Genomic DNA, 23,655 nt, shown 5'->3' with positions numbered 1-23,655 from the left:
GGTATAGACGGATATATCGTGACAATTGCCTTATCGCTGGGCTTTATTATGGCATCGCGCGATACTGCGTCATTTCAAGCTGCTGGAGTGGGCATTTCAATTCCTGGTAAAAAAATAATTCATCCATATTGGACTGGATTATTAGTATAGTCGATTAAATAATGGATTAATTATGTGGATAGCTTGCAATTGCCATATTATGTTTATTTTTTTATAATAATATGTTATAATTAAAAGATATTTGATGAAATTTAGGCGGACATGAGAAATAAATCACCGGATAAGTCGCGGAATTTATTGCAAACGAAAGCACAACGTTGGGTTGTAAAAATAGGCAGCAGCCTTCTCACGGATGAGGGAAGAGGCCTCGATCGAAAGTCCATAGGCGGCTGGGTCCGACAAATTATTGCACTTCGCCGTTCCGGCATTGAAATCATTCTGGTTTCATCAGGGTCAGTCAGTGCCGGAGTGCAGCGTTTAGGTTGGTCGCACCGACCAGCGAATCTTAAGGAACGTCAGGCGGCCGCTAGTGTTGGTCAATCTGCTTTGATTCATACTTATGAAAAGCTTCTTCGAGAGTGCGATGACCCCAATGAAATGCCCATTCATTGTGGTCAGGTTTTATTGACACACGATGATCTGCGCAGTCGTCGCCGCTATCTGAATGCCCGTTCTGCCTTGTTGACCTTACTCGAAATGAATGTGTTGCCAATCATCAACGAAAATGACACGGTTTCTTACAATGCCATCAATCTTGGTGATAATGATACGCTTGCCGCTGTGGTCAGCAATTTGCTGGATGCGGATTTGCTGGTCATTCTGACGGATCAGGATGGAGTGTTTAATGCGGACCCGCGCAGCAATCCGAACGCGCAACTACTTGCAGAAGTTAATGCTGGTGCCGCCATGCTGGAACGGATTGCTGGTAGTGGCGGTTCGGGTGTCGGCACCGGCGGTATGCTCGCCAAGGTGCGTGCAGCAACTCGTGCTGCCCGTTCCGGCACATCCACCATTATTGCTAATGGTCGCTGCGACAATGTGTTACTGCGCATTCGCGATGGCGAAGCTCTGGGTACTTTCATTCATGCCCGACTTCCCAAACTGGATGCGCGTAAACGATGGCTGGCCGGGCATTTGCGGGCAAGAGGGACTCTGCACCTGGATGCTGGCGCGGTCCATGCGTTAAAGCAGGATGGCGGGAGTTTGTTACCGGTTGGGGTAACGGCGCTGGAAGGTAATTTCCATCGCGGTGATCTGGTACTTTGCAAGGATCCCGATGGTAATGTGTTTGCCCGAGGCCTGGTCAATTGGGACGCTAACGTGGTGCAACGCTGTCTGGGTAAAAAAAGTGCGGAAATTGCAGATGATCCCGATGTGGCAGAAGGGGTCATGATTCATCGTGATAATTTATTAATTCACTGATTCCCTGGGACCAGTGGATCATGAATGGTCCCGGTAGTCTTATCTACGGGAAGAATTTGACTGGGAATGAGGTGCACGTCCTGTTGCTGGTGGGCCAGACGAATATCATGACGTAACAAGCTCTCCACGACCGATGCCCGCAAATCAGTTTGGACGTTAAAACTCTTGTTGCAGTCATCAAGATAAACACGCAAGTAAAACTGCAGGGCATTTTCACTGACATCCAGCAACAAAGCTGTCGGAGGAATTCCACGCGGGTCATCCTGCAGAACATCCGGATGATTTTGTCCTTCCTTGACCAACAATTCTTTGACCAGTTCAATATCCGCGCTATGGGCAACATTAAATGGAATCATCAGGCGCAGCACGCTGTTGGTATACATCCAGTTGGTTACCTGGCCAGATATGAGTTCGGAATTTGGCACGAATACCTCGGTACGGTCAAAAGTGAGGATCAGCGTGTAACGAATACTCATTTTTTCTACGTAACCTTGGGTGCTGCCGACCTGAATCCAGTCACCCACCCGAATCGGACGTTCGAGTAACAGGATTAATCCTGAGACAAAGTTGTTGACGATATTTTGTAATCCAAAACCAATGCCCACTGACAGTGCGCCCGCAATAATGGCGAGATTATGGAGGGCTACACCGGCTGTTGAAAGGGCAATAAGTATGGCAATAATAAAACCTGTATAACGTACAATAGACAGAATGGAATGACGTGCACCGCTTTCCATATGACCAATAATACGGGAATTATCAGAAAGATACCGTTGTACAAATGTATTGATATTAATCAGCAGGATCAGCAGTCCAATGGCAATAATCCAGCGGAAAGGTTGAAGATGAAAGGTGCCAACGCTAAACCCGGTAATGAAGTACTTCCAGATTAACGAGAAGCCGGTATGAGTGAGCCCCCAGGCGTAAAGAATGAACGCGCCAATCCCCATCCAGACGGCAATATGACTCAGTGCACTGAACCAGCCAAGCCAAGGTAGTGCTTGATCATCCTTGAGTCCCAGACGTTGCTTCAGCACATGTTGCCAGCGACCATCTTTACGCGCAGTGTAATTCCAGAAATCACTGAGCCCCCAGGAAATAAACAGGCCAATACCCAGTGCTAACAAAGACATCAGCAGGCCAAAAAACAGATAGTTGGTTAGATTGCGATAACCCAGTAACGTAAACAGAGCTGTTGCCAGCAGCGCAATCAGTATAACAATCCGCAAAAAAGGATAAGCTTTAAAGGGCCTTTTACCCCCGGCTTCCATGACCAGCCGGAATACCGCGCTGATGACTAGAAGATGATAAACAGACCATAAAAAAGCCTGTTGTTGTGGGTTCAGAAAATCCTGTGGAGCGGTGATAATCCAGCTCACTGCAAAGGCGGCTAAAAAAGCAACAAAACGCAGGGTACGCAATGTGGAACGTAAGGTTTTCGGGCCCCAGGCGAAATGATGAAAAACGACTCCACTGGGACGTAATGCCCAGGTGACCAGAATCGCCAGCAAGGCATAGCCACCACAGGTTATCAGCACAATATCCACAAATGGAGAAAGGACCCCCATAAAGTGTGCTGCTAGTGCCGCTGCGGAAACACCGACGACAATGGGCAAGTAATGATAGAGACTTTTTTGCGCTGCCGATAGGTGCGTTCCTAGCTTTGTACTCTCAGGAAGTGATTTGCGTACAACCAGCAGTAGTAAAAAAACAAATAGACCAATGGCTATGGATACCTGAAGATTTTTCTGGGCAAAAATGAAGCGGTGATTGTGATGAAACCAGTAATTTTTCTCCTGTGTCCATGTGCTTGAACCTACAGCCGAAAAAGTATTGATCTGTGCCCATATATTTTGATCCTTACGTAATAGTATTTGCGCGTGCAGATTGTCACGCTTTTTCTCAATTTCCTGTTCCAGGTCAGTGCTGGCTACGGCAATAACTTTGCAAGTAGCAATTTCTCCCTGCAGATCTTTTTGTCGATGGAGTAGTTTTGTTCTTAATGCCGTAAGGTTTTCAGGTTCACCGGTGACCGCAGGCCCCAGAATTCCCAAGCCGTTATCAGTCTGTTTAAGCTGATTATTCTTGTTGCTAATGCACTTTTGTGCATTGTCTTTGATGATGCTGGTGCTTTTATGCCAATTAAGAAGCTGCTGCATATCAACAGGTTGTTCTAATTGTGCATGTATTTTCTGCAGAATTTTGCTGTCCTGATCAATTTTTGTACTGGTAGATGCATCAGCAGAAAAAGATAATACCAATGTTAGAAATATAAAAAACTGAATGATAATGATGTACAGATAATTGTTTTTAAAGTGTGAGCCGTGCCATATCGAAAAAGAAGATTTTAATTCAGTCACAATAACTCCTCTTTAGGGCAGCATGATGATAGTCACACAATATCAGGATGTATGAATATAGCATAAAATGGCATTAAAGACCTAATCCTCAGGCTGTAGCCAATTGACCGCAGCCTGGTTAGACCATAAAACCGGCCTGTGAACGAAGAGGCGCGTCTGCTTGTCGGGTTAAGGAGACAGACTGGGCAGGATTGAGGGGTATACCGAGCTAAGCTAATCATTTTGTCAGGATTTCGCTCCTATTCAGAAAGATGACGTAACCACCTGCAGAAAACTGATTTAACAACGTTTTTTGATGAAGGGATGAGGCTTTTTTCAAGAGTTGGCACATAGTTTGCTTGATATGTGTCATTCTACCTGATTCGAAAAAGGACCACTCATGAAAAAGTCACTCAGCAATATGATTTTTGTGCTGCTGCTTGCCACGCCTTTTATGGCCTTGGGGAGCTTTGTGCATGCCGTCACCCCTTTACATAACCAACTGGCGCAAGGATCTTTGCCTCACCCTATTGTTCACGGTGAATATCAGGCAGTACGCGTTATGGGTAAAACCGCAGCGCATCTTGAATCCGCTGGCTGGCTTCAGTTGCATCCGGACAAGTTAAAGGTTCGCACCTGGTCTCTCTAACTGACCAAGGCCTTACGGGCACTGCGTTTCAACAGGGGCAGTGCCATTTTTTGTATTGTGGGTGGTAGTGATACCGGTTTTAGCAGCATTTTAATGGCCATTTCAAAGGGGTAGTGGCGGCTGACCCAGTCTCCCATCCGTTCCCGGAATGCCGCAAAGTCCTTACCTGAAAAAGTTTGCCCCGGATTTTTTACTTCAAAAGCATTTTTGATGGCTAAATAGCTATCTTCCTGATCGACTTCCGATACTCTTTTCCAGAGTTCCCGGCCAATGCGCCAGCGTGAATTTTTTTCCTGCTGCTGATAGGTCTGAAAGAATTTATAAAAGTATTTGTAGTGGTGGACTTCGTCAGCACGAATGCGACCAGCCAGTAAACGGAGAACCGGTTCCGGGCTGGCGGACTGAATCATGGTGTAAAAACTGGCGGTACCTGTCTCTACGACGCAGCGAGACGCCATTTCCAGCGCCTGGCTAGGACCCAGCAAATCTGTCTGGCAGTAGGGCATGTAAGCTTGCGCAAAGCCTTTATAGGCGCGCTCCCAGTCGAAGTCTGGCCAGATCTGCAGGACATAGGCCTTCAGGGCCAATCCATGCTGAACTTCTTCCTGCTCCCATTCTTTGCTGAGCCATGCAGTAGCCGCAGCATTCTCCTGAAAGTATTCTACCAGATTGCGGGCATAGAGGTCAGAAAGCGTTTCCACAAAGGAGGCTCCTGCCAGCAGATAAAACCAGTCTGTCTGATCAACTATTCTGGTTTTTTCTATGGTTGCATAGGGTATATCTGCCAGAGTCCAGGTTGGATGCTTTCTCATAGTGGGGATGGCAACGGGCATGGATTGAGCCGTCTCCTTTGGGGTGGATGAAATCGGGTCAAGGATTATAGCCCAGATCCTGGTCCTTGGCGCCAGCCTGTGCAAAAGCTTCCCGTCTTTTCTTGCACTGGGGACAAAAACCACAGTGTTTTTCGCGCCCCAGAAGGCAACTATAGGTTTTTTTCCAGGGAACGTGCAAACGATTCCCCTCAAGTATGATGCTAGCCTTACTGAGTTGAATCAGAGGCGTTTCCAGTTGCAAATTCAAAGTGCCCAGGGTGTTTGTGATGGCATTCTGAAAAGCGGGACGTGAGCAGGTATCTACCTGCGCATCATCAGCGCTGAGACCTATCACAATGCGTTGAATATTCAAATTGCTGGCAATCGTCGCAATGGCAGCAATAGCGAAAAAATTACGATGGGGCAGCGGGACATGGTACCGCTCAGCGCGCAATGCTCCAACGGCATTTCCAAAAGCGGACAGATCATAGCGTTGTGCTTGGACTTGCTGATTTTCACTCAGCCTTTGCACGGCTTCCCACTCCTGTTGGGCAGCGCGTTGCGCATAGTCCAGAAAAACCGGTTGGGGGCACTCAGTTTGGGCAAGCTGAAATAACAGCGTGCTGCTTTCTACGCCGCCGCTCATCAGCAGCAGGCAATTTGCGGTTTTGGGCCGGGCCACGTCCAGAGACATCGGGTCTGGCGACATTGGGTCGGGCTGGCGTATGATCGCTGCGGTTTCGGTATGAGTGTTCATGGAGATTGAAGATAACATGAGTTCATGCGTCAGTGTGCATCCGGTCAATCCTCAATGGCGCCTGCTGGAGCCTGTACTGGATGTGTTACGGGCTGGCGGGTTAATTGTTTTCCCGACAGACACCTGTTATGCCTTGGGTTGCATGGTTGGCGCCCGCGCCGCCCAGGAACGATTGCGGCGTATCCGTCAACTGGATTTGCAGCATGATCTTTCCCTCCTGTTTCCGGGAATTGCCCAACTCGCAGAATATGCCAAGTTGGATGACCGCGCTTTTGCTTTGCTGCGTAAAGCCTTGCCTGGACCTTATACTTTTATTTTGCCAGCCACCAAAGACGTTCCACGGCGTCTGGCGGATCCCAAAAAGCGGAGTATTGGGGTGCGAATTCCAGCTCATCCCATTTGTGAAATGCTCCTGGCAGAGTTGGGTGAACCCTTGATGTGTTCGACTCTGCAATTGCCTGAAGCCGATATTCCGCTGACTGATCCGGAAGAAATTTGCACGCTGCTCGAAAATCAGGTGGATAAGGTGATCCTCGCCGAACAGGGGCGGGCTCAGTGCTCGACCATCATTGATTTGTTGAAATGGCCTCCGCAACTGCTGCGCAAGGGGGCGGGAGATCCGGCTGCTCTGGGGTTGGAATAATCCTGGCAACGGTTCCGCAAACGGGCTGCATTAGGTGGCCGGTAGTTCCTGCTGATATACTCGCGACCATGTTTGATATCACACATTTTGTTCGTACCCTGGCGATCTGGGCTATTCCGGTGCTGTTTGCCATTACCGTGCACGAGGTCGCCCACGGCTGGGTGGCCTGGAAGCGGGGTGACCCCACGGCGATGCTCATGGGACGCCTGACCCTGAATCCGGTGAAACATATTGATCCTTTTGGAACGATTATCCTGCCGGGTATTTTGTTGCTGTTTCACTCCCCCTTTCTGTTTGGTTATGCCAAACCGGTGCCGGTCAATTTTAGTGGCCTGAAAAAGCCGAAAACCGACATGGTCTGGGTAGCTATCGCCGGACCCGCAGCCAATCTGCTGATGGCCATTTTCTGGACGGCCGTGCTGTGGTTGGGGGGGCATCTTCCCGGCGCTCTGGCGTATGTGGCTACACCCATGCAGTTGATGGGCGAGGCGGGCATTATCATCAATGTCATCCTGATCATTTTCAACCTGATACCGATTCCGCCACTGGACGGCGGCCGGGTTGCCGTAGGCTTGTTGCCGGCTTCTGCCAGCATCGCCCTCAGCCGGGTTGAACCTTATGGGTTTATTATTCTCATTGTGCTGCTTTTTACCGGCATTTTGTGGAACGCACTTGGCCCATTGTTTTTATGGGTTTATCATTTTTTCCTGGCAGTAGGTGCTGGATAATGAAAGAAATTATTGTCTCTGGAATGCGCCCGACCGGGCGTTTGCATATTGGTCATTATCATGGCGTACTGAAAAACTGGGTACGCTTGCAGGATCAGGGCGAGTGCTATTTTTTTGTGGCAGACTGGCATGCCCTGACTACCCATTATGAAAGTGTTGAAGGTATCAGTAGCGCCGTGTGGGATATGCTGGTTGAATGGTTGGCGGTGGGAATTGATCCGGATAAAGCGGTTCTGTTTATTCAGTCGCATGTCCCCCAACATGCCGAATTGGCCCTGCTGCTGGGGATGCTGACGCCTTTGTCGTGGCTGGAGCGCGTGCCGACTTTCAAGGACCAGCAGGAAAAACTGCGGGAACGGGATCTGGCGACCTTCGGTTTCCTCGGGTATCCGCTGCTGATGACGGCGGACATTCTGTTGTACGAGGCCCAACAGGTGCCCGTAGGAGCCGATCAGGTGGCACATCTGGAAATCAGCCGGGAGCTGGCTCGACGTTTCAACAGCTTTTATGGCCGTGATGCGGAAACCCGGCAGCAGATTGAAAGAGGGTTGCAGGCCCTGGGCAAGCGTGCTGCCAAAACTTTTGCCCAGTTGCAACAGCGTTTTCAACAAAATGGGGATTTGTTGGCCATCACTGAAGCGGCTGAATTTCTCCGGCAACAGGCAGGACTGAGTCCACTGATGCAGGCGCAGCTATTAGCGCATCTGGAAGGGAAGGGGCGTGAAATTCTTCGGGAACCCCAGGCATTACTGACTGCTGCTTCTAAATTGCCGGGCCTGGATGGTCAAAAAATGAGTAAATCCTATGGGAACACCATTCCCTTACAGGAAGATCCGGAACTGATTCGCAAGAAAATCCGTACCATGCCTACTGATCCGGCGCGCGTCATGCGGACTGATCCGGGTACTCCGGAAAAATGTCCGGTATGGGGTTTTCATCAGGTGTATTCCAGTGAAGAGACTCAAAACTGGGTGCGTCAGGGCTGCACCAGTGCCGGTATTGGCTGTCTCGATTGCAAACAGCCCGTGATTGAAGCGGTGCTCGCGGAGCTGGCACCTATTCGCGAACGAGCCGAATATTGGGCAGCGCGTCCGGTGCAATTGCGGGAAATTGCCCATGCCGGTGCGCAACGTGCCCGCAACAGGGCCGGGCAGACTATGGAAAAAGTGCGCTCCGCCATGGGCCTGGCTCACGAACAGGGTAATGACTGAGTGATGTTCGTGTGACTGTGGTAAATGCTGGCATGGGGCAGACCCTACGGGTCAATGGCCAGCCCCTGGACATCTTGCCCGAGGGTTTATTCATACCTCCCGATGCCCTGGAGTTGCTCCTGGACAGCTTTTCCGGACCCCTTGAGTTGCTGCTCTGGCTGATCCGCCGTAACCGTATGGATATTCGCGATATTCCGGTGGCGGAAGTTACCCGTCAGTATTTGCAGTACCTGCAGGAAGCCCGGCGGCGGAATCTGGAGCTGGCCGCAGAATATCTGCTGATGGCAGCCTGGTTGGCGGAAATCAAGGCGAGAATGCTGCTTCCGGTGCCGCCCGTCTGTGAAGACGAGGAAATGGACCCGCGACTGGAGCTGGTGCGCCGTCTTGAAGCCTTGGCGCTGGTACAAAGCCAGTCAGAAATCCTCCAATCCCTGCCGCAGTCAGGGCGGGATTTCTGGTCGGTCAATCCGGTCCCCTATGCGGCATTGTCCCCGTCTCCGCCTCTGCTCGAACTGGGTGATATAGCTGCGGCCTGGTTGCGCATACAGCAGCGCCCTGAACGACGCGATCAACCTGTCCATCAGCTTTTCAACCCGGCCATGGGTTTGCGGCAGCGCATGGTGGAAGTGCTGCTCTGCTGCCGTCGGGACCATCGTCCCTGGCAACTGCTTGAGTTGTTGCCGGAGTTGAGCCGGCAGGCCTTGTCTATATCCTTGCTGGCCATTTTGGAGTTGTTGCGCCAGGAGGCCTTGCAACTGCTTGAAGATAGCGCAGGTGGCTGGCAGGTACGTATTGCGGGTATGGAGGCTCCGCAGCATGCGTGAGGCCTTGCTGGCTTTGTTTTTGTCCAGTGCAGAACCACTGTCGCGGGAACGACTGGCTGGCATTTTCGCCGACGATCCGGAATATGCGGGCTGGGAAGCGGCACTGGAAATTCTGCTGGCTACCGGCGAAGGTCCCATGCAGCTGGTTGCCGTAGCGGGCGGATACCGCCTGCAGGTTCATCATCGCCATCATGCCCTGTTAGCCCGTTTGCATGTAGAAGCTCCCCGCCCTTTAAGCAAAGCCGTCCTGGAAACTCTGGCGGTTATTGCTTACCAACAGCCTGTTACCCGTCCGGAAATTGAATACTGGCGGGGAGTATCGGTGAGTGCGGGTATCATGCAGCAGTTACAGGAACTTGGCTGGGTTGCTGTGGTGGGTCATCGCGAAAGCCCTGGTCGACCAGCACTTTGGGCGACTACTTCTGAATTTATGCAGCATTTTGCTTTGGCTTCCCTGGAAGATTTGCCTGTGGCAATCACCGGTAAATAGAAAGATTATTTTAATAGTAGAAAAAACTTATTTGACGACTTGATAATATGGTCGCATATTTTCCTGGAATTTGTTGATGACGGTTAATCAGGATGCCGACATCCGCATTGGGTTAGATGTGGTCAAAAATGTGACGAGGAGCAGACCAATGGCACATGTGGTGATTTTAGGGGCAGGTACAGGTGGCATGCCCGCAGCTTATGAAATGAAGGAGGCCTTGGGTTCCGGGCATGAAGTGACGCTCATCAGCGCCAATGATTATTTCCAGTTTGTACCATCCAATCCCTGGGTAGGCGTGGGCTGGACCAAACGTGATGATATTGCTTTTCCCATCAAACCTTATGTAGAACGCAAGGGCATTCATTTTATTCCCAAGGCAGCGGAAAAAATTGATGCTGAAGGTCAGGAAATTACCTTGGCTGATGGCAGTAAGGTGCATTATGACTATCTGCTGATTGCCACCGGACCGAAACTGGCTTTTGAAAATGTGCCGGGGTCTGATCCGCACGAAGGCCCCATTCAGTCCATTTGTACGGTGGACCATGCGGAAAAAGCCTATCAGGACTATCAGGCGCTTCTTGCCGAACCCGGTCCCATTGTGATCGGTGCCATGGCCGGTGCCAGTTGTTTCGGGCCAGCTTACGAATACGCCATGATTGTAGCTTCTGACCTCAAAAAACGCGGCGTGCGTGACAAAATCCCCTCCTTCACTTTTGTGACCAGCGAACCGTATTTGGGCCATCTGGGTATTCAGGGCGTCGGTGATTCTACCGGAATCCTGACCAAGGGACTCAAGGAAGAAGGTATTGAAGCCCACACCAATTGTAAGATCACCAAAGTGGAAGATGGGAAAATGTTTGTCACCCAGGTCAATGACAAGGGTGAAGTAGCCAAGGAATTTACCCTGCCAGTCAAGTTCGGGATGATGATTCCTGCTTTCAAGGGTGTTCCTGCCGTAGCTGGTGTTGAAGGTTTGTGTAATCCGGGCGGCTTTGTGCTGGTAGACGAACATCAGCGCAGCAAGAAGTACGCCAACATTTTCGCTGCTGGTATTGCCATTGCGATTCCTCCGGTGGAAGCCACACCGGTGCCTACTGGTGCCCCCAAGACCGGCTACATGATCGAATCCATGGTTTCTGCTGCGGTGCACAATATCAAAGCGGACCTGGAAGGTCGCAAAGGTGAGCAGACCATGGGTACCTGGAATGCCGTCTGTTTTGCCGACATGGGTGATCGTGGCGCAGCTTTCGTAGCCCTGCCGCAGTTGCGTCCCCGTAAGGTAGACGTATTTGCCTATGGTCGCTGGGTGCATCTGGCCAAGGTGGCCTTTGAAAAGTATTTCATTCGCAAGATGAAAATGGGTGTTTCCGAACCTTTCTATGAAAAAGTGCTGTTCAAGATGATGGGCATCACCCGCCTCAAGGAAGAAGTACCGCCACATCGTAAAGCTTCCTGAGCATCACCCGCAGCAAAACATCAGACCCCGCCTCGCGCGGGGTTTTTTATCCTGAAAACTACCATGAGGCATGCCCGGAGATTTTTGAAAAATGGATGAAAAATTACAAAAAGTTTTGGCACGCTTTGGTCTGGGATCCAGAAGGCTGATGGAACAATGGATTACTGCCGGTCGTATTCAGGTGAATGGGCAGGTCGCCAAACTGGGGGATCGGGTTACACCGCAGGACAAAATATCGGTAGATGGAGAAGCCTTGCGGATTCCTTCCTGGGTTCGCCCGCGACTGCGGGTGCTGCGTTACCACAAGCCGGCAGGGGAGCTGACTACCCGGAATGATCCCGATGGTCGTCCAACTGTTTTTGATCGCTTGCCCAAGTTGCGTGGCAGTCGTTGGGTGGCCGTTGGCCGTTTGGACTATAACACGGAAGGACTCCTCCTTCTCACCAATGATGGGGATTTGGCCAATGCCTTGATGCATCCCCGTGCGGGCATTGAAAGAGAATATGCCGTCCGCATTCTGGGTGTTTTGAGTAACGAACAGCAAAACCAGCTTTTGAAAGGTGTGGCTCTGGAAGATGGGGAAGCGCGATTTCTCAAAATTGAAGAAGCCGGCGGTGAGGGAGCTAATCACTGGTATCACGTCACTCTTGCTGAAGGTCGCAATCGGGAAGTGCGCCGTCTGTTTGAAGCCTTGGGCCTGACAGTCAGCCGTTTGATTAGAGTGCGCTATGGCGTGGTGGAAATGCCGCGTTTACTCAAGAATGGTTATTTCGATGAGTTGCCCGATGAAGAACGAGATAATCTGCTCGCTAGTGTCAATTGGGTGAATCCGGCAAGGCCGATGGCCGAACATGGAGTGGCAGATTCCAGGTCACACAACTCAAAAAAATCATCATCGGAGCGGCATCCAGGCACATCTCGTTCATCCAGATCCAAATTTTGAATGAGAGTATTGTAATGGATTCGATGGAACTCATGACCCAATCCATAACCCCCGTTGGCGAGGTGCGGACTTGTTTGTCAAGGCCGGAAAACAAGATTCAGGAATTTTCTCGGGCACAGCGCATTAATCCAGAAAATTATGATGCGGATATTTCATGGTTGGCCACAGGTTTTTTTTGCAAAACTATTTCGTTGAAGCTTGATAATACTCACCGATAATTTCCCAAGCAGCAAAAATTATCCGGGTGATGATGTGTGCTGCGAACCATATAACAAAAAAACGTAATACATCCATTATTACAGGTATCCAGAAAGGGAACCCCCCACCGAATCCCAAGGGTTGTGGTAGCAGTCCCCATTCAGCAGCTATAATGGCCAATAACCAAGTGATCGCCCAACCTTTTACGCTGACAGTAGAGCTACTGCGGCGCTTGGGATTAAATTTCTTATCAGCTATTGGTTCTTTCTTGTCCTTTGCCATGATATTTCGTGCTCATTTTTTTCAGTGACCCATGACATGGTCGCGCAGTTTATCCAGTTGTTGTTGCACCATGGTGCTGAGACTTTTCAGCTGATCGGCACCAGTATGAACAGCGGCATTATCTCCTTTTTTTAAGGCATTAATCATGGCGAGGCCCAACTTATGTACTTGCGGGTGCACCTGCTGTACGGCAATAAAGGCTTCAGATTGAGCGATGGGGGTTTCCAGCATGCTGTCCATCCATTGTCCTAAACGGCATTGGTGGTGGTCTTTAATGTTATTGACATCAATCTGGCTGGCTTTATCGCTAATCGCTTCCAGAATCCGGCCTACCCATAAAACATGGTCTGCCTTAACTACGGTTAGTCGAGTAGCCAGCGCCGGATCACCCTGCATGGCTGCTTCACTGGCATGCGTGAGTTCATCACGAACATGATCGAGGCATTGGCGGATAGCCTGGAATTGCCGGGCAAACTGTCCCATCGACTGCTGCAAGGAACTCATGTGTGTACCCATGCTTTCAGCGGCGACAACTTCCCGGGCACCACCACTGACAATGTTTTCAATGTTTTCACGGGTTTTTTGTGCAGACTGGTTGGCCATACCCAGGACCTCGGCAACTGTTTCGAGCGCATCTCCACCACGACGCAAATGTTCCACACTGGCGCTGACGCCAGTTTCAACTTGTATGGCGCCTTTGTTGATGGTGGTTGCAGAACTACGTATGTCAGCAGCAGCACGAGCAGAACTTTGCGCCAGTTTTTTGACTTCATCGGCAACTACCGCAAAACCGCGCCCATGTTCCCCGGCGCGTGCAGCCTCAATAGCGGCATTGAGAGCCAGCAAGTTGGTTTGCTTGGCAATTTCCTGCACTTTGCCGGCTAAGGTGGTAATGGTACGGGTTTGTTGCAGAAATGCCTCTACGGTTCCCCCCATGTCAGTGACAGTTTGCTCGACCAGATCCATTTCTCCAATCAATATGGAAAGACGTTCGTTTCCCATCTGGACATCGCGTAAGGTCGCTTCCGCTAGCGACTGGTTGGAGCCAATACTGTCAGCCGTGCTGCGCACCGCTTTTATGACCGCCTCGGCCTGATCATACAAGGATTGGCTATCCAGCTGTGCAGTATGTAAATCCTGCTCTAAATCCATACCCAGCAGGTGACTTTCTGCTGTTTGTTCCAGGGCCGCAACTTGATGATCCAGAACTTTACAGCTTTGCCTGAGGCGTGCTTTTTGCCAGTCGCATATCGGCGTAATGGTTTTTCCGAGTTCAGGATCATCTCGAATCAACCGTGCCGTTTCTGCATCGCCATCCAGACAGGCGGAAAACAGGGAAAGCAGGGTATGTTTTTCAGTGGACATGGCGTAGCCTCGTCATGGTAAGATTTTAGTGGAGGCGAATAGCATTCGTGATGGCGCGAGCCAATTCGTCGGGAACAAACTTCGCGACATAACCATCAGCGTTGACACTGCGCGCATGGGCTTCATTGGCAGTGCCTGATAGCGATGAATGAATGACGACTGGTACATTACGGAGGGCTTCATTTTCTTTAATCTGGCGGGTCAGTGTAAATCCATCCATTTCGGGCATTTCGAGATCAGTCAAAACCAGTGCTACCTTATCACGAAGTGGGATACCTGCCGTTTTGGCATCTTGCGCCAGTTGTTTTAAACGTTCTAATGCTTCCTTACCAGTTTTGGTCCCTATAAAAGCCAGGCCCAAACTTTTAAGCGTTTTTTCGATCTGGTTGCGAGCAACACCAGAATCATCGGCATAAAGAATGACGGCACCTTTGGGAATTTCTACGGCATGTTGCTGCACGAGCTCGTCTCCAGCCTTGAAACGCGATGGCAATACCAGACGAAGAATGTGCTCCACATCCAGCACCAGAGCCAGACGTGCAGTTTCTTCGTCTTCATCCAGCCGTGCCAGACTGGTGACCAAGCCACCCACTGCAGCACCCTCAGCAGAAAGTACGCGACTCCACTCCAGTCGGACAATTTCTTCGACATCTTCAACGGCAAATCCCTGCACCGAGCGTTCATATTCTGTAACCAGCAAGATGTTTAATCCTTCAGTTTTACAGCCGACCACCTCCGGTAAATTGATGACGGGAATGATTTGTCCGCGTATGTTGGCGACGCCCATCACATGTTCAGGGGCACCGGGCATGGGTGTGATTTTGGGCATGACCAGCGCTTCACGGACCTTGAACACGTTGATCCCAAAAAGTTCGCGGCTATTGATTTTGGGATCCATGCCGAGACGGAATACCAGCAGCTCAAACTTGTTGGTGCCCGCAAGCTGGGCGCGTTCATCAACTTCCCGCAGTAACTGATTCATGATCCAATCCTCAATAGGTTTTTTGAATGATCGCGCTCAGCGCGTCCATATGCTGGAAAATATTATCCCGAATATCCAGGACCTGCCGCAGTAATTTGTTAGTACTTTCCTGATCGCCAGCTTGATGAGCAGCCAGCAGTTCCCGCGCGCGCTGATGAAATTGTCGATGCGGCTCGGCCAGGGCGACAAATTCTGCTTCATTACCCAGCACCTGCTTTCCATAACCCTCGTACCACTTTCCCAAGCCACAGGTCAGGTAATCCTGAATGTCTTCCATCTGCATGAGATGCCTATTGTTTATTACTTCATCCTGCAGCTTTTGGGCAAGTAAATCATGGTGTTGGCGGGCAGCGTTCAGAGACATGAAAAGTGCCAGCGTGCGAAGGCTTTTTATTTCCTTGCGCAAATTTTGGGTAACATCCATGGATTGTTGGGCCTGATGCTGATTTTTCTGTGCAACGGTATCAATATTTTGGGCAGTTGCAGTGATCCTTGAAATGTTATTTTGAACCTCGTCAGTGGCTTCCTGTACGCGTTTGGAGAGATTGCGCACTTCGTCTGCAACTACCGCAAAGCCTCGGCCATGCTCTCCGGCACGAGCGGCTTCAATGGCCGCATTCAGTGCCAGAAGATTGGTTTGATAGGCTATTTCACGAATGGTCTGGGCAATTCGACTGATAGCGACCACCTGACCCGTGAGTGATGCAGTGGCCTGATGGTTTTCTTCGCTGGTTTTTTCCAGCAAAATCAGATTTTTATTGACGGTCTCCATGGCTTCGTCCACTTCGGCCGTAGTGCGGGAGAGGGTTTGCGCGTTGTCGTTGGCATTTCTGGAACTGCTTGTTGATAGTTCGTCAACACGACGCTGATCGCTCAGGTCCTGCCAGCTGGCATGATAGGCAATAGGCGACCCGGAAGTGTCGCGTAACAAAGTAAAATTTAACCCAAAAACAATTTTTCCCAGTTTTAGCTCTGCTTGATGTTGCTTGATGTTTCCCTTAGCTAACTCCCTAAAGATATTGCGAATCCGTTCCGGATCTTTATGAAATTGATGAATGGAGTAATGCAGGGCGTTGCGCACATCTGCGCCGCGTAATAGAGGATTTAATTTTTGATGATGAAAATTCATGATACTTAGCGCTGCGGGATTCATGTAAAAAATGACATTTTCCATGGCCTCATCCGCTTCACAGAGCATTTCCAGGCTAGGTAAGGGATCCAAAAGTGATTTCGCATATTCTTCGAGTGCTATTCTATCCATAATTTTTTCCTCCGCTGATTATTAGATGATGGCCGTGCCAACATTGATTTTGTCGAACCAGTCCAGAAAACGCTTAACGTTGTCACCACTATAAATAGCCCCATGCTGAGGGCAGAGATGTTGTATATCCAATTGACTCACCCGCTCTATCCAGTTTTTCTTGGCGGCATTGGAAGGCATCCAGCGTTCATGAAAATATTTGGCTTTTTTGATATGTTCTTCAAAAGCGCGACCGGTGTTATCGCGTCGATCTACCCAGGCGTCATGGCCGGGGGGTAATAATGCGGCACCCACATCACCGGAAAACAGGATTTTAGCTTCTGGGTCATAAACATGAAAATTGGCTGAAGAATGCAGGTAGTGAGCCGGTATAAATTCCAGCCGCCGCCCTCCAATCATCACCTCCCCGCCTTCATCTGAAATGTTTTGCAGCGGTGCATTGAGCGCACCATAATGACGAATAAAACCTTCCCATAGCTTGGGAACGTACCATTCCATTTTATCGTTACAGGCATGCCAAAGCGGCAAGCTGGAAGCAATATCGGGGTCCTGATGTGAAACAAAGGCTGCTTTCAGGCTGGAAGGCGGAATGACCTCCACCATGGCTGCAAATACCTGGGGGAAAATCTCAAATCCTCCCGGATCAAGGATGATGCTTTGTCCCTTCGACTCCATGACGTAAACATTGGAATCAATAACCCGATGTTCGTCCTGATCATAAATGATCCACCAGCGATGGCTGCCTGCTTCAAAGACGGGTGCTGCTTTCATGTTCCAGACTCTCCAGTTGATGGCGATAGCTACGAATCGCCTGCGCGACGGTGCGGACGGCTTCGCCCATATCCCGGGAAACCCGCATCAGCGGGGCTCCGGTACTTTCTGCAAGGGCCGCTTCGATTCGGCCGTTGGTGACGATGTATTCCTGTTCTTCAACGCCTTCCTGAAGCGTTTGTACGGCTTCCAGTAACTGGACCAGAATTTTTCTGGCGGTGGCTTCCTCTTCATGGATGGTTGTTTGCCATTTGGACTGGGTGCTGATCAGGTTGGGACAAGCCTTGCCATGCAGCGGGCTGTCACTGAGCATTTCCTGGAATGATTGAACAAAGCGCTGATGCTGCAAAATACGCATATAAGCTTCAATGAGTGGCGCGATACTTTCCTGAAGATGGGAGGCTGATGTCTTTAAAATGGCCGCTCTTTCCCGGAAGGCCTGGGCTACTACACCATAACCAGCCAGGGCATTACCATGACGTTTAACCAGAACCATGGCATTGAGTGCGCGCCGATCAATATCACGCAATGCCTTTTCGATACTTTGCCTTGCCGCAAAGGACGCATCGACGACCCCCATGATGTGCTGAATATCCATCAGGCGGCTCCTTTGCAGAAAATATCCATGATGGTCGAATCATCGCCATGATCAATCACATGGTTAGCCAGTGTGCCGGCATCAAGAATCAGCACCACATCTCCCTTTCCGGAAATGGTAGCGCCCTGATACCAGTTCTGTTCAGTCAGGAAATCAATGGGTTTGACCACAGAGTCCTCGTTCCCGAGCACTTCAGAAACCATAATCAAGCCACGCTCTGTCAATATTCCCTCTATAGGTTCTGATCCCAAATGGAGGGGGCGATCATGAAGAAGCCTGCCGAGATCTACCATGGGGATGACTTCAGTACCGTCTACCCGATAGACACTGCGACCACTCATGCGATGAATCCGGCTTTCCTGTATGTCCACCAGACTGTCAATACTGGATACCGGCAGAGCGTAGATTTCCCGCCGCAAACGGAGGTAAAGCACGGGTAATACCGCCATGGTCAAAGGAAACTCCATGGAAATACTCGTACCTAAACCTGGTTTAGTCTGAATGTCCAGGCGCCCGCGCAGCTTGCGAACGGTTTCCTTGACCACATCCATGCCGACACCACGTCCGGAGATATCGGTAACCTGATCATTGGTAGAAAATCCGGGGCGGAAAATCAGTTCAACCGCTTCCTGTTCCGAGAGGCGAGCCGCCTGCTCAGCAGTGATGACCCCCTTATCTACCGCTTTCCGGGTGACAAACTGACTATCAATGCCGCGCCCGTCATCGGAGACTTCAATGCGAACCTTATCGCCCAAATGGACAGCAGCAACACTGATTTTGGCACTGCGCGCCTTCCCTGCGGCCTGGCGATCTGCGGGTAACTCAACGCCATGGTCGAGACTGTTGCGGAGCAAATGGGTCATTGGACCAGACAGCGCATCGACCACTGCTTTGTCGATTTCCACGTCTTCGCCCACAATTTCGAGCGCAACTTCTTTGCCGAGTTGCCGGGAAGCATCCCGGACTACTCTGGGCAACTGCTGAAACAGACGCTTGCAGGGTTGCATGCGCAAACGCATGACGGTGCTTTGAATGTCGTTGACGGTGAGGTCGACCTCTCGGGCGATGCGCAGCATGTCTTCATTTTCTTCGCCCAGGCTGCCGATGGCAGAGCTCAGTCGGTTACGGAGCAAAACCAGTTCACCCACCTGATTCATTACGGCGTCCAGTCGGGCGGCATCAACGCGTAGGGTGGTTTCGGCTGCTTCCTGTGCGGTGGCGCTACTGCGCGCAGGTGGTGTTGCCTTGCCTGAAGCTTCCCGGGGTTGGACAGTTTCTGTACGGACCGATTTTGTTGGCAGAACAAGCTCAGCAGTGACTTGTTCTGATTCTAACGAACTTGCACAAACGGCTGAGCCAAGCGCTGGCTGGACATAACCTGGAGCTTGCTGGCCGTAGAGTTGATCCAGTACCTGCTCAAACTCTTCTGGCGAAATTTGGCCACTGTTCTGGTTGCCGGAATCCGGTCCATCGCACATCCCCGGAGCCTTGTTACCATACAGGGCGTCGAGAGTGGCCTCAAACTCTGCGCCGGTAATTTCGTCGGCTGCCATTTCGCTGTGTGGGCCGGATGGATTGCTCTGTGATTCCGGGTGAGGTGCTGATTCAGAGTGTTCCAGGAACAGTCCCGATTCACCGGTAGCTGTTGGTCGCTGGCTGACCAACAACATGGATTCTGCAGGTGGGCGGCTGCAAGGAGGCGCTGCGCTTTCCATGGGTCCTTTGCCTAACGCCAGATTCTGAATGGTCTGGCCTAGTTGTTCTGGTCCTGGACTGGGATTTTCTCCGCTGGCAAGTTGTTGCAGCATGTCATCAATCACATCAAGACCGCGCAGGATAGCATCGATCATGGGTCCGCTAACGATCAAGCTGTGTGAGCGAAGTTTGTCCAGCAGGTCTTCCAGATGATGGGTCCAACTGACGAGATGCTCGGCTTCGAGAAAACCGGCTCCCCCTTTGAGTGTATGAAAAGCCCGGAATACGGAGGCGAGCACTTCATCATTGTTCGGATCGGATTCCAGACGCAGGGTGTCGTCCTGAGCTTTTTCGAGGAGTTCCCGAGCTTCCGGCAAGTAATCCTGCAGAATTTCCATGTCCATGTTTTTAGATCCCCAGCTCTGCCAGCAAGCTATCCACTTCATCCTGATTAATGCTGGGATTGGCCTTGGCGGTTGCGGTGTTTTCCTCTGCGATATTGTTGGCTGATTCCATACCTACTTCAGCCAAGGTAAGGCGTATACGTTCTTCAACAGCCCGAAGCAGTGTGATGGCTTTTTTCAAGCGTTGACCGGCAAGATCCTGCCCCTGTTGGCTGGCCAGAATCACGAGCAAGGCGCTTTCAATATGCTTCAAGGGCTCATCAATATAGCTATTGTGCGCATTACGAATGGTGATTACCGCATCCTGCGCTCTTTCGACAGCGGCGAGAGTGGCCATGGTCTGCTCTTCGGTTAAGCGCAGGGCTTCTTCCAGAGGATTTTGTGCACCGGACAAATTTTCTTCGGCGCTATTGGCGATCCGCTTCAGGCCTTCACGCAGCAGTAACTCCGCTTCACTGAGCAGACGATTGGGATCCAGTAGATTTTGTGTGGTCATCACTGGCCTCCCTGAGCCGCCTGAAGACGCTTGAACACGCTATCCAGCTTTTCTTTCAGGGTGTCGGCAGTAAAAGGCTTGACGATGTAGCCGTTGACTCCAGCCTGGGCCGCTTCCAGGATGTTTTCGCGTTTGGCCTCAGCGGTGACCATGAGTACCGGAATATGTTTGAGTTGCGGGTCTGAGCGGATGGCGCGCAGCAGATCAATTCCCTGCATATTGGGCATGTTCCAGTCGGAAACGACGAAATCAAAGGGTCTGCCGTGCAATTTTTGTAATGCCTGAACGCCATCCTCGGCTTCATCAAAATTACTGAAACCGAGTTCGCGTAACAAATTGCGTACAATTCGCCGCATCGTAGAGAAGTCATCCACCACTAAAATGTGGATGCCCTTATCGACCTGATCAATACCCATAAATGCTGATCTCCTCCTTGAGTCGCACCCCACCCGTTGTAGTTGGAAAAGCAATTCCTGTTCCACCTGTCTGGATGGAGTAGTGCAGATGTTCTGCTCTTCAATACGGCACATCTCCGGGAAAACTGAAGCCGCTTGATTAAATCTAAAAATGGCAGTTGCCGTGGGTGCTTTTTGCTCCATTGTTCCTTGCCTGTTGTTCTGAGGTTCATCTTGCTGTCAGGAGAGAACTCGCCCTGCGGGCTCAGACAGCTCTCCTGACGGGCGCTGGATTTCGCCAAGAACAACAACGGCGCGGAACAAAAGTCGCTGCAAAGCTCCCACGGCAACTGCCGTTTTCAGTTTAAAGAATGCTTACATAGGCAATCAGCCGCGCTGACTGATGTTGCCAGCCATGATCGGGTCTGTTCCTGCCTCGCTGGGGTTTTGCGGGGCAACTACCACGATGCTTACACGACGATTCATGACCAGACCCTTTGCGGTATTATTGGATGCAACAGGATGGTATTTGCCATATCCGGCAGCGACCAGATGATGCGGGTTGACCCCATGCTCAATAAACAGTTCGACGACGGATACGGCCCGCGCTGCAGATAGTGCCCAGTTGGAGGCAAATTGCGGAGTACGGATGGGCAGGTCGTTGGTGAAGCCGTTCACCTGGATTTGATAAGGTACCAGCGCCAGAACTTTGGCGATATTGCCTAAGGTGTCGCGCGCATTACCGCTGATCTGTGTCTGCGCCGATGGAAAGAGAATCTTGGCATTCAAGTCAATGACAACCCCCAAATTGCTGCGGTGGATGGCAACGCTACCCTGATCAATCAATGGCTTAAGTAAGGCTTTCATTTGTGATTCAATTTTTTGCATTTCCGGGTTTGCCGGGGGTTTGGGTTCATGTGCTCGGGGTGATACCTGACCTTGCTGGATATGGGGAACCGGGTCCAGGGTGGCCACTTTCGGTAATGCCGGCAGGACTACCGGGGTTTGGGTAAGGCTGTTGGTATCCGATCTTATCGGGACGGGTGACCAGGGTTGACCACTGAAGGCGGATACCATGGTTTCTGATAATACCTTGTATTTTCCTTCGTTTACTGAAGAAATGGCATACATGACCACAAAAAATGCGAAAAGCAGGGTAATGAAGTCGGCGTAAGAGACCAGCCATCGTTCGTGATTTTCCCATTCTTCTTCTGCTTTTTTTTTGCGTGCCATCCCCTAATCTCCTGTGTTCTCCATACGCTGAACCATTAACTAGTCGATTTTTCACGTTTGCAGTGCCCACTCGAAAAATAAGCGAGATTTATGCCTGATCGGGCTGGCTGTGAAACGGCATGAATTCTGCTGAAAGGTCGTCAATACAGGGTCAACCTTATTGGTTTTGTCAAATTTTTGACATATAGATGGATGTGAGAAGGAAGCGGTCATGATCAATGGTGAAACCCGGTTGGGTAAATTGTTTGTAGATGCCAATCGTTTGACGTTAAAAACAGCGTGCGAACGCGCACTCCAGTCCCTGGTGAAAAACCAGCAAAATATGCAGGTCCTGGTAGGGCAACCCGGCACTTTCATGGGGCACGCCGCTTTGCTGTACGATGATGTGCTTAATGAGAGCCTGATTCTGGATGCTCTGACGCCGGAAGCGGCTAATGCCTATGCGCTCGCCGGTGAAGATCTGCTGCTGTGGACTGACGATGCATTGCCCCTTGGTTTTCAGACGGTGGTTGTAGAGCAACTTATCTGGCAGCGTTTTGCGGCCATTCGTATCCAGCGACCCGAAATGGTTTTTCAATGGCAAAGACGGAGTACATTGCGTGCAGCGGTCGATTCGTCCAATAAAACTTCTGTACTATTAAAACGTTATGGGGCAATGGCCGTAGAGAGCGAATGTGTGGATATTGGTGCCGGTGGTATGCGTGTCGCCATCACAGCGCCACAGGACTATCCGGTGACTCAGGGTGAACTCCTGGCTCGGGTTCAGTTTAAGTTTCAGGGGCAAGCCTGTTCAGTAGAGGCTAAGGTCTGTCATCTGGGGCCAGGAATTCACACCCAAGGCGCGGTTCAGCACTTAGGTCTGGCGTTTATCCATTTGCCTGCTGCGCTGGAGGATAAAATCATTCAGTATACGCTACGTTACGATCGTGAATGCCTACGCCGCGCCAGTCGCTAGGGATTGATCTCCTTCAGTTTTTTGGATATTCATTTTCTGAATGGGAACAATAATCTGAGCTTGAAGTTCAGCCGGTGGTAGATGTGAAGCACTTAATGATTCAGGGGGCATTTCGTGACGTTCCACAATCCATTGTCCGAACTGTCTGGTTTCGGGGAGAAAATAGAGCGGGGCCAGTGAGTTGCTTTGGAGCATGCCGTTTTCCGTTTGGGGAAGTATTACCATTAGCATGGGTACTCCTGACGTTTTGGCAAAATACGGAGCTTGGGAATAATGTAAATTAAAGTGCTTGGGAGCAACCAGTAAAAAAGTGATCAGCGCTTCATCCAGTGACTGTAACCAGACAAATGGTCCTTGACTGGGAAGATGCAGTAAAGCAAAGCGTTGCAAGTTGGTAAAGCCTGGCATGGGCGCAATACAGTGCCATATTTCCTCGTCGGCAATAGAAAATGGGCCGAACCGGGTATCATAGGTTTTCATCCGGCTTTATCCTTTGTGTTGCCAGCTTCATCAACTGCTTTGAGCTGTTGATTCAGCCAGTGATCCAATGCTTCCGGGGCTGAGCTCAGAGCGGACTGGTTGGCCTGTTTGACGGTTTCCAGTAATTCTTCACGTAAAATAGTGACATTGTCACTGCTTTCTATGCCCAAGCGTACCTGCCCGTCCTCAATACGGGTGACGACAATACGAATATTGTCACCAATACATATGGCCTGACCGCGTCGTCTGGTAAGAACCAGCACGAT

Annotated in this window: 24 protein-coding genes and 2 pseudogenes; 10 read left to right on the top strand and 16 right to left on the bottom strand. The window is 50.5% G+C overall.

All coding sequences use genetic code 11. The features are described from left to right. Nucleotides 1–261 precede the first annotated feature (261 nt). Nucleotides 262–1,422: a glutamate 5-kinase gene (proB, locus tag H7F11_RS01300; RefSeq protein ID WP_193650605.1), complete on the top strand. Its 1,161-nt coding sequence runs from the start codon at nucleotides 262–264 to the stop codon at nucleotides 1,420–1,422. Here the strand turns inward: proB and H7F11_RS01295 are convergent. Beyond that, complete coding sequence (locus H7F11_RS01295) at nucleotides 1,416–3,782, bottom strand: mechanosensitive ion channel family protein (protein WP_319803355.1); 2,367 nt, start codon at nucleotides 3,780–3,782, stop codon at nucleotides 1,416–1,418. The genes proB and H7F11_RS01295 overlap by 7 nt on opposite strands. Nucleotides 3,783–4,161: 379 nt before the next feature. On the opposite strand from H7F11_RS01295, the gene H7F11_RS01290 reads away from it, so the two are divergent. Further along, entirely contained in the window at nucleotides 4,162–4,410 is a 249-nt protein-coding gene (locus H7F11_RS01290) for a hypothetical protein (protein WP_075322602.1), read from the top strand. On the opposite strand, the gene H7F11_RS01285 is transcribed toward H7F11_RS01290, so the two are convergent. Continuing rightward, entirely contained in the window at nucleotides 4,407–5,243 is an 837-nt protein-coding gene (locus H7F11_RS01285) for a ferritin-like domain-containing protein (RefSeq protein WP_193650606.1), read from the bottom strand. The genes H7F11_RS01290 and H7F11_RS01285 overlap by 4 nt on opposite strands. A 37-nt stretch (nucleotides 5,244–5,280) precedes the next feature. Continuing rightward, on the bottom strand, nucleotides 5,281–5,979 hold the full coding sequence (locus tag H7F11_RS01280) for a 7-cyano-7-deazaguanine synthase (protein ID WP_193650607.1): 699 nt from the start codon (nucleotides 5,977–5,979) through the stop codon (nucleotides 5,281–5,283). Between the two features lie 16 nt (nucleotides 5,980–5,995). Here H7F11_RS01280 and H7F11_RS01275 point away from each other — a divergent pair, with 16 nt between their 5' ends. From H7F11_RS01275 to rluB, 7 genes are all read left to right on the top strand, one after another. Next, nucleotides 5,996–6,622 (top strand): L-threonylcarbamoyladenylate synthase, encoded by a 627-nt coding sequence (locus H7F11_RS01275; protein WP_193650608.1) that lies wholly within the window; start codon nucleotides 5,996–5,998, stop codon nucleotides 6,620–6,622. Between the two features lie 68 nt (nucleotides 6,623–6,690). After that, nucleotides 6,691–7,350, top strand: coding sequence for a site-2 protease family protein (locus H7F11_RS01270; RefSeq protein ID WP_193650609.1), 660 nt, complete (start codon nucleotides 6,691–6,693; stop codon nucleotides 7,348–7,350). Further along, complete coding sequence (locus tag H7F11_RS01265) at nucleotides 7,350–8,561, top strand: tryptophan--tRNA ligase (protein ID WP_193650610.1); 1,212 nt, start codon at nucleotides 7,350–7,352, stop codon at nucleotides 8,559–8,561. The genes H7F11_RS01270 and H7F11_RS01265 overlap by 1 nt, the downstream gene beginning before the upstream one ends. Nucleotides 8,562–8,572: 11 nt before the next feature. Further along, nucleotides 8,573–9,385, top strand: coding sequence for a ScpA family protein (locus tag H7F11_RS01260; protein WP_319803356.1), 813 nt, complete (start codon nucleotides 8,573–8,575; stop codon nucleotides 9,383–9,385). Continuing rightward, nucleotides 9,378–9,875, top strand: a complete 498-nt coding sequence (gene scpB / locus H7F11_RS01255) for an SMC-Scp complex subunit ScpB (protein ID WP_193650611.1) — start codon at nucleotides 9,378–9,380, stop codon at nucleotides 9,873–9,875. The genes H7F11_RS01260 and scpB overlap by 8 nt, the downstream gene beginning before the upstream one ends. A 148-nt stretch (nucleotides 9,876–10,023) precedes the next feature. After that, complete coding sequence (locus H7F11_RS01250; protein ID WP_193650708.1) at nucleotides 10,024–11,331, top strand: sulfide:quinone oxidoreductase; 1,308 nt, start codon at nucleotides 10,024–10,026, stop codon at nucleotides 11,329–11,331. Between the two features lie 91 nt (nucleotides 11,332–11,422). Continuing rightward, the gene (rluB, locus tag H7F11_RS01245; RefSeq protein ID WP_193650612.1) at nucleotides 11,423–12,274 is read left to right on the top strand and encodes a 23S rRNA pseudouridine(2605) synthase RluB; all 852 of its coding nucleotides are present in this window, start codon (nucleotides 11,423–11,425) and stop codon (nucleotides 12,272–12,274) included. Nucleotides 12,275–12,457: 183 nt separating this feature from the next. On the opposite strand, the gene H7F11_RS01240 is transcribed toward rluB, so the two are convergent. The 11 genes and pseudogenes from H7F11_RS01240 to motD form a co-directional block, all read right to left on the bottom strand. Then, a complete protein-coding gene (locus H7F11_RS01240; protein WP_193650613.1) occupies nucleotides 12,458–12,754 on the bottom strand; it encodes a hypothetical protein in 297 nt (98 codons plus the stop codon). A 21-nt stretch (nucleotides 12,755–12,775) separates the two neighbouring features. Beyond that, nucleotides 12,776–13,648: pseudogene (locus tag H7F11_RS17165) on the bottom strand (methyl-accepting chemotaxis protein); the annotation flags it as partial. Between the two features lie 496 nt (nucleotides 13,649–14,144). After that, complete coding sequence (locus H7F11_RS01230; protein ID WP_193650615.1) at nucleotides 14,145–15,101, bottom strand: chemotaxis protein; 957 nt, start codon at nucleotides 15,099–15,101, stop codon at nucleotides 14,145–14,147. A gap of 10 nt (nucleotides 15,102–15,111) precedes the next feature. Next, nucleotides 15,112–15,465, bottom strand: a complete 354-nt coding sequence (locus tag H7F11_RS17160) for a CZB domain-containing protein (RefSeq protein WP_227485162.1) — start codon at nucleotides 15,463–15,465, stop codon at nucleotides 15,112–15,114. A gap of 78 nt (nucleotides 15,466–15,543) precedes the next feature. After that, a pseudogene (locus tag H7F11_RS17155) lies at nucleotides 15,544–16,230 on the bottom strand (methyl-accepting chemotaxis protein); the annotation flags it as partial. Nucleotides 16,231–16,383: 153 nt separating this feature from the next. Beyond that, nucleotides 16,384–17,133: an MBL fold metallo-hydrolase gene (locus H7F11_RS01220; protein WP_193650617.1), complete on the bottom strand. Its 750-nt coding sequence runs from the start codon at nucleotides 17,131–17,133 to the stop codon at nucleotides 16,384–16,386. After that, nucleotides 17,111–17,731, bottom strand: coding sequence for a hypothetical protein (locus tag H7F11_RS01215; RefSeq protein ID WP_193650618.1), 621 nt, complete (start codon nucleotides 17,729–17,731; stop codon nucleotides 17,111–17,113). Before H7F11_RS01215 ends, H7F11_RS01220 begins: the two co-directional genes overlap by 23 nt. Continuing rightward, a complete protein-coding gene (locus tag H7F11_RS01210) occupies nucleotides 17,731–19,830 on the bottom strand; it encodes a chemotaxis protein CheA (RefSeq protein WP_193650619.1) in 2,100 nt (699 codons plus the stop codon). Before H7F11_RS01210 ends, H7F11_RS01215 begins: the two co-directional genes overlap by 1 nt. Nucleotides 19,831–19,834: 4 nt before the next feature. Beyond that, entirely contained in the window at nucleotides 19,835–20,326 is a 492-nt protein-coding gene (locus H7F11_RS01205; protein ID WP_193650620.1) for a protein phosphatase CheZ, read from the bottom strand. Next, on the bottom strand, nucleotides 20,326–20,742 hold the full coding sequence (gene cheY, locus H7F11_RS01200) for a chemotaxis response regulator CheY (RefSeq protein ID WP_193650621.1): 417 nt from the start codon (nucleotides 20,740–20,742) through the stop codon (nucleotides 20,326–20,328). The genes H7F11_RS01205 and cheY overlap by 1 nt, the downstream gene beginning before the upstream one ends. A gap of 366 nt (nucleotides 20,743–21,108) precedes the next feature. Further along, on the bottom strand, nucleotides 21,109–21,954 hold the full coding sequence (motD, locus tag H7F11_RS01195; protein WP_193650622.1) for a flagellar motor protein MotD: 846 nt from the start codon (nucleotides 21,952–21,954) through the stop codon (nucleotides 21,109–21,111). 211 nt (nucleotides 21,955–22,165) lie between these two features. Between motD and H7F11_RS01190 the strand changes: the two genes are divergently transcribed. Then, the gene (locus H7F11_RS01190) at nucleotides 22,166–22,909 is read left to right on the top strand and encodes a flagellar brake protein (protein WP_193650623.1); all 744 of its coding nucleotides are present in this window, start codon (nucleotides 22,166–22,168) and stop codon (nucleotides 22,907–22,909) included. Here the strand turns inward: H7F11_RS01190 and fliW are convergent. Then, nucleotides 22,889–23,389 (bottom strand): flagellar assembly protein FliW, encoded by a 501-nt coding sequence (gene fliW, locus H7F11_RS01185; protein ID WP_193650624.1) that lies wholly within the window; start codon nucleotides 23,387–23,389, stop codon nucleotides 22,889–22,891. The two genes, H7F11_RS01190 and fliW, sit on opposite strands and share 21 nt — an antisense overlap. Continuing rightward, nucleotides 23,386–23,652, bottom strand: coding sequence for a carbon storage regulator (locus H7F11_RS01180; protein WP_193650625.1), 267 nt, complete (start codon nucleotides 23,650–23,652; stop codon nucleotides 23,386–23,388). The genes fliW and H7F11_RS01180 overlap by 4 nt, the downstream gene beginning before the upstream one ends. Between the last annotated feature and the right edge of the window lie 3 nt (nucleotides 23,653–23,655).

Origin of the sequence: Acidithiobacillus sp. HP-2 (genome assembly GCF_015100155.1) — a bacterium.
Lineage (GTDB): Bacteria > Pseudomonadota > Gammaproteobacteria > Acidithiobacillales > Acidithiobacillaceae > Acidithiobacillus.
The sequence above is the reverse complement of the archived record's forward strand: the minus strand, read 5'-3'. Positions and strand labels throughout refer to the sequence as shown.

Bases quoted from the DNA above. Each gene is read 5' to 3' on its own strand.
- proB (WP_193650605.1), top strand. From the start codon at position 262: ATGAGAAATAAATCACCGGATAAGTCGCGGAATTTATTGCAAACGAAA.
- H7F11_RS01290 (WP_075322602.1), top strand. From the start codon at position 4,162: ATGAAAAAGTCACTCAGCAATATGATTTTTGTGCTGCTGCTTGCCACG.
- H7F11_RS01285 (WP_193650606.1), bottom strand. From the start codon at position 5,243: ATGCCCGTTGCCATCCCCACTATGAGAAAGCATCCAACCTGGACTCTG.
- H7F11_RS01280 (WP_193650607.1), bottom strand. From the start codon at position 5,979: ATGAACACTCATACCGAAACCGCAGCGATCATACGCCAGCCCGACCCA.
- H7F11_RS01275 (WP_193650608.1), top strand. From the start codon at position 5,996: ATGAGTTCATGCGTCAGTGTGCATCCGGTCAATCCTCAATGGCGCCTG.
- H7F11_RS01270 (WP_193650609.1), top strand. From the start codon at position 6,691: ATGTTTGATATCACACATTTTGTTCGTACCCTGGCGATCTGGGCTATT.
- H7F11_RS01265 (WP_193650610.1), top strand. From the start codon at position 7,350: ATGAAAGAAATTATTGTCTCTGGAATGCGCCCGACCGGGCGTTTGCAT.
- scpB (WP_193650611.1), top strand. From the start codon at position 9,378: ATGCGTGAGGCCTTGCTGGCTTTGTTTTTGTCCAGTGCAGAACCACTG.
- H7F11_RS01250 (WP_193650708.1), top strand. From the start codon at position 10,024: ATGGCACATGTGGTGATTTTAGGGGCAGGTACAGGTGGCATGCCCGCA.
- rluB (WP_193650612.1), top strand. From the start codon at position 11,423: ATGGATGAAAAATTACAAAAAGTTTTGGCACGCTTTGGTCTGGGATCC.
- H7F11_RS01240 (WP_193650613.1), bottom strand. From the start codon at position 12,754: ATGGCAAAGGACAAGAAAGAACCAATAGCTGATAAGAAATTTAATCCC.
- H7F11_RS01230 (WP_193650615.1), bottom strand. From the start codon at position 15,101: ATGAATCAGTTACTGCGGGAAGTTGATGAACGCGCCCAGCTTGCGGGC.
- H7F11_RS17160 (WP_227485162.1), bottom strand. From the start codon at position 15,465: ATGTCTCTGAACGCTGCCCGCCAACACCATGATTTACTTGCCCAAAAG.
- H7F11_RS01220 (WP_193650617.1), bottom strand. From the start codon at position 17,133: ATGAAAGCAGCACCCGTCTTTGAAGCAGGCAGCCATCGCTGGTGGATC.
- H7F11_RS01215 (WP_193650618.1), bottom strand. From the start codon at position 17,731: ATGGATATTCAGCACATCATGGGGGTCGTCGATGCGTCCTTTGCGGCA.
- H7F11_RS01210 (WP_193650619.1), bottom strand. From the start codon at position 19,830: ATGGACATGGAAATTCTGCAGGATTACTTGCCGGAAGCTCGGGAACTC.
- H7F11_RS01205 (WP_193650620.1), bottom strand. From the start codon at position 20,326: ATGACCACACAAAATCTACTGGATCCCAATCGTCTGCTCAGTGAAGCG.
- cheY (WP_193650621.1), bottom strand. From the start codon at position 20,742: ATGGGTATTGATCAGGTCGATAAGGGCATCCACATTTTAGTGGTGGAT.
- motD (WP_193650622.1), bottom strand. From the start codon at position 21,954: ATGGCACGCAAAAAAAAAGCAGAAGAAGAATGGGAAAATCACGAACGA.
- H7F11_RS01190 (WP_193650623.1), top strand. From the start codon at position 22,166: ATGATCAATGGTGAAACCCGGTTGGGTAAATTGTTTGTAGATGCCAAT.
- fliW (WP_193650624.1), bottom strand. From the start codon at position 23,389: ATGAAAACCTATGATACCCGGTTCGGCCCATTTTCTATTGCCGACGAG.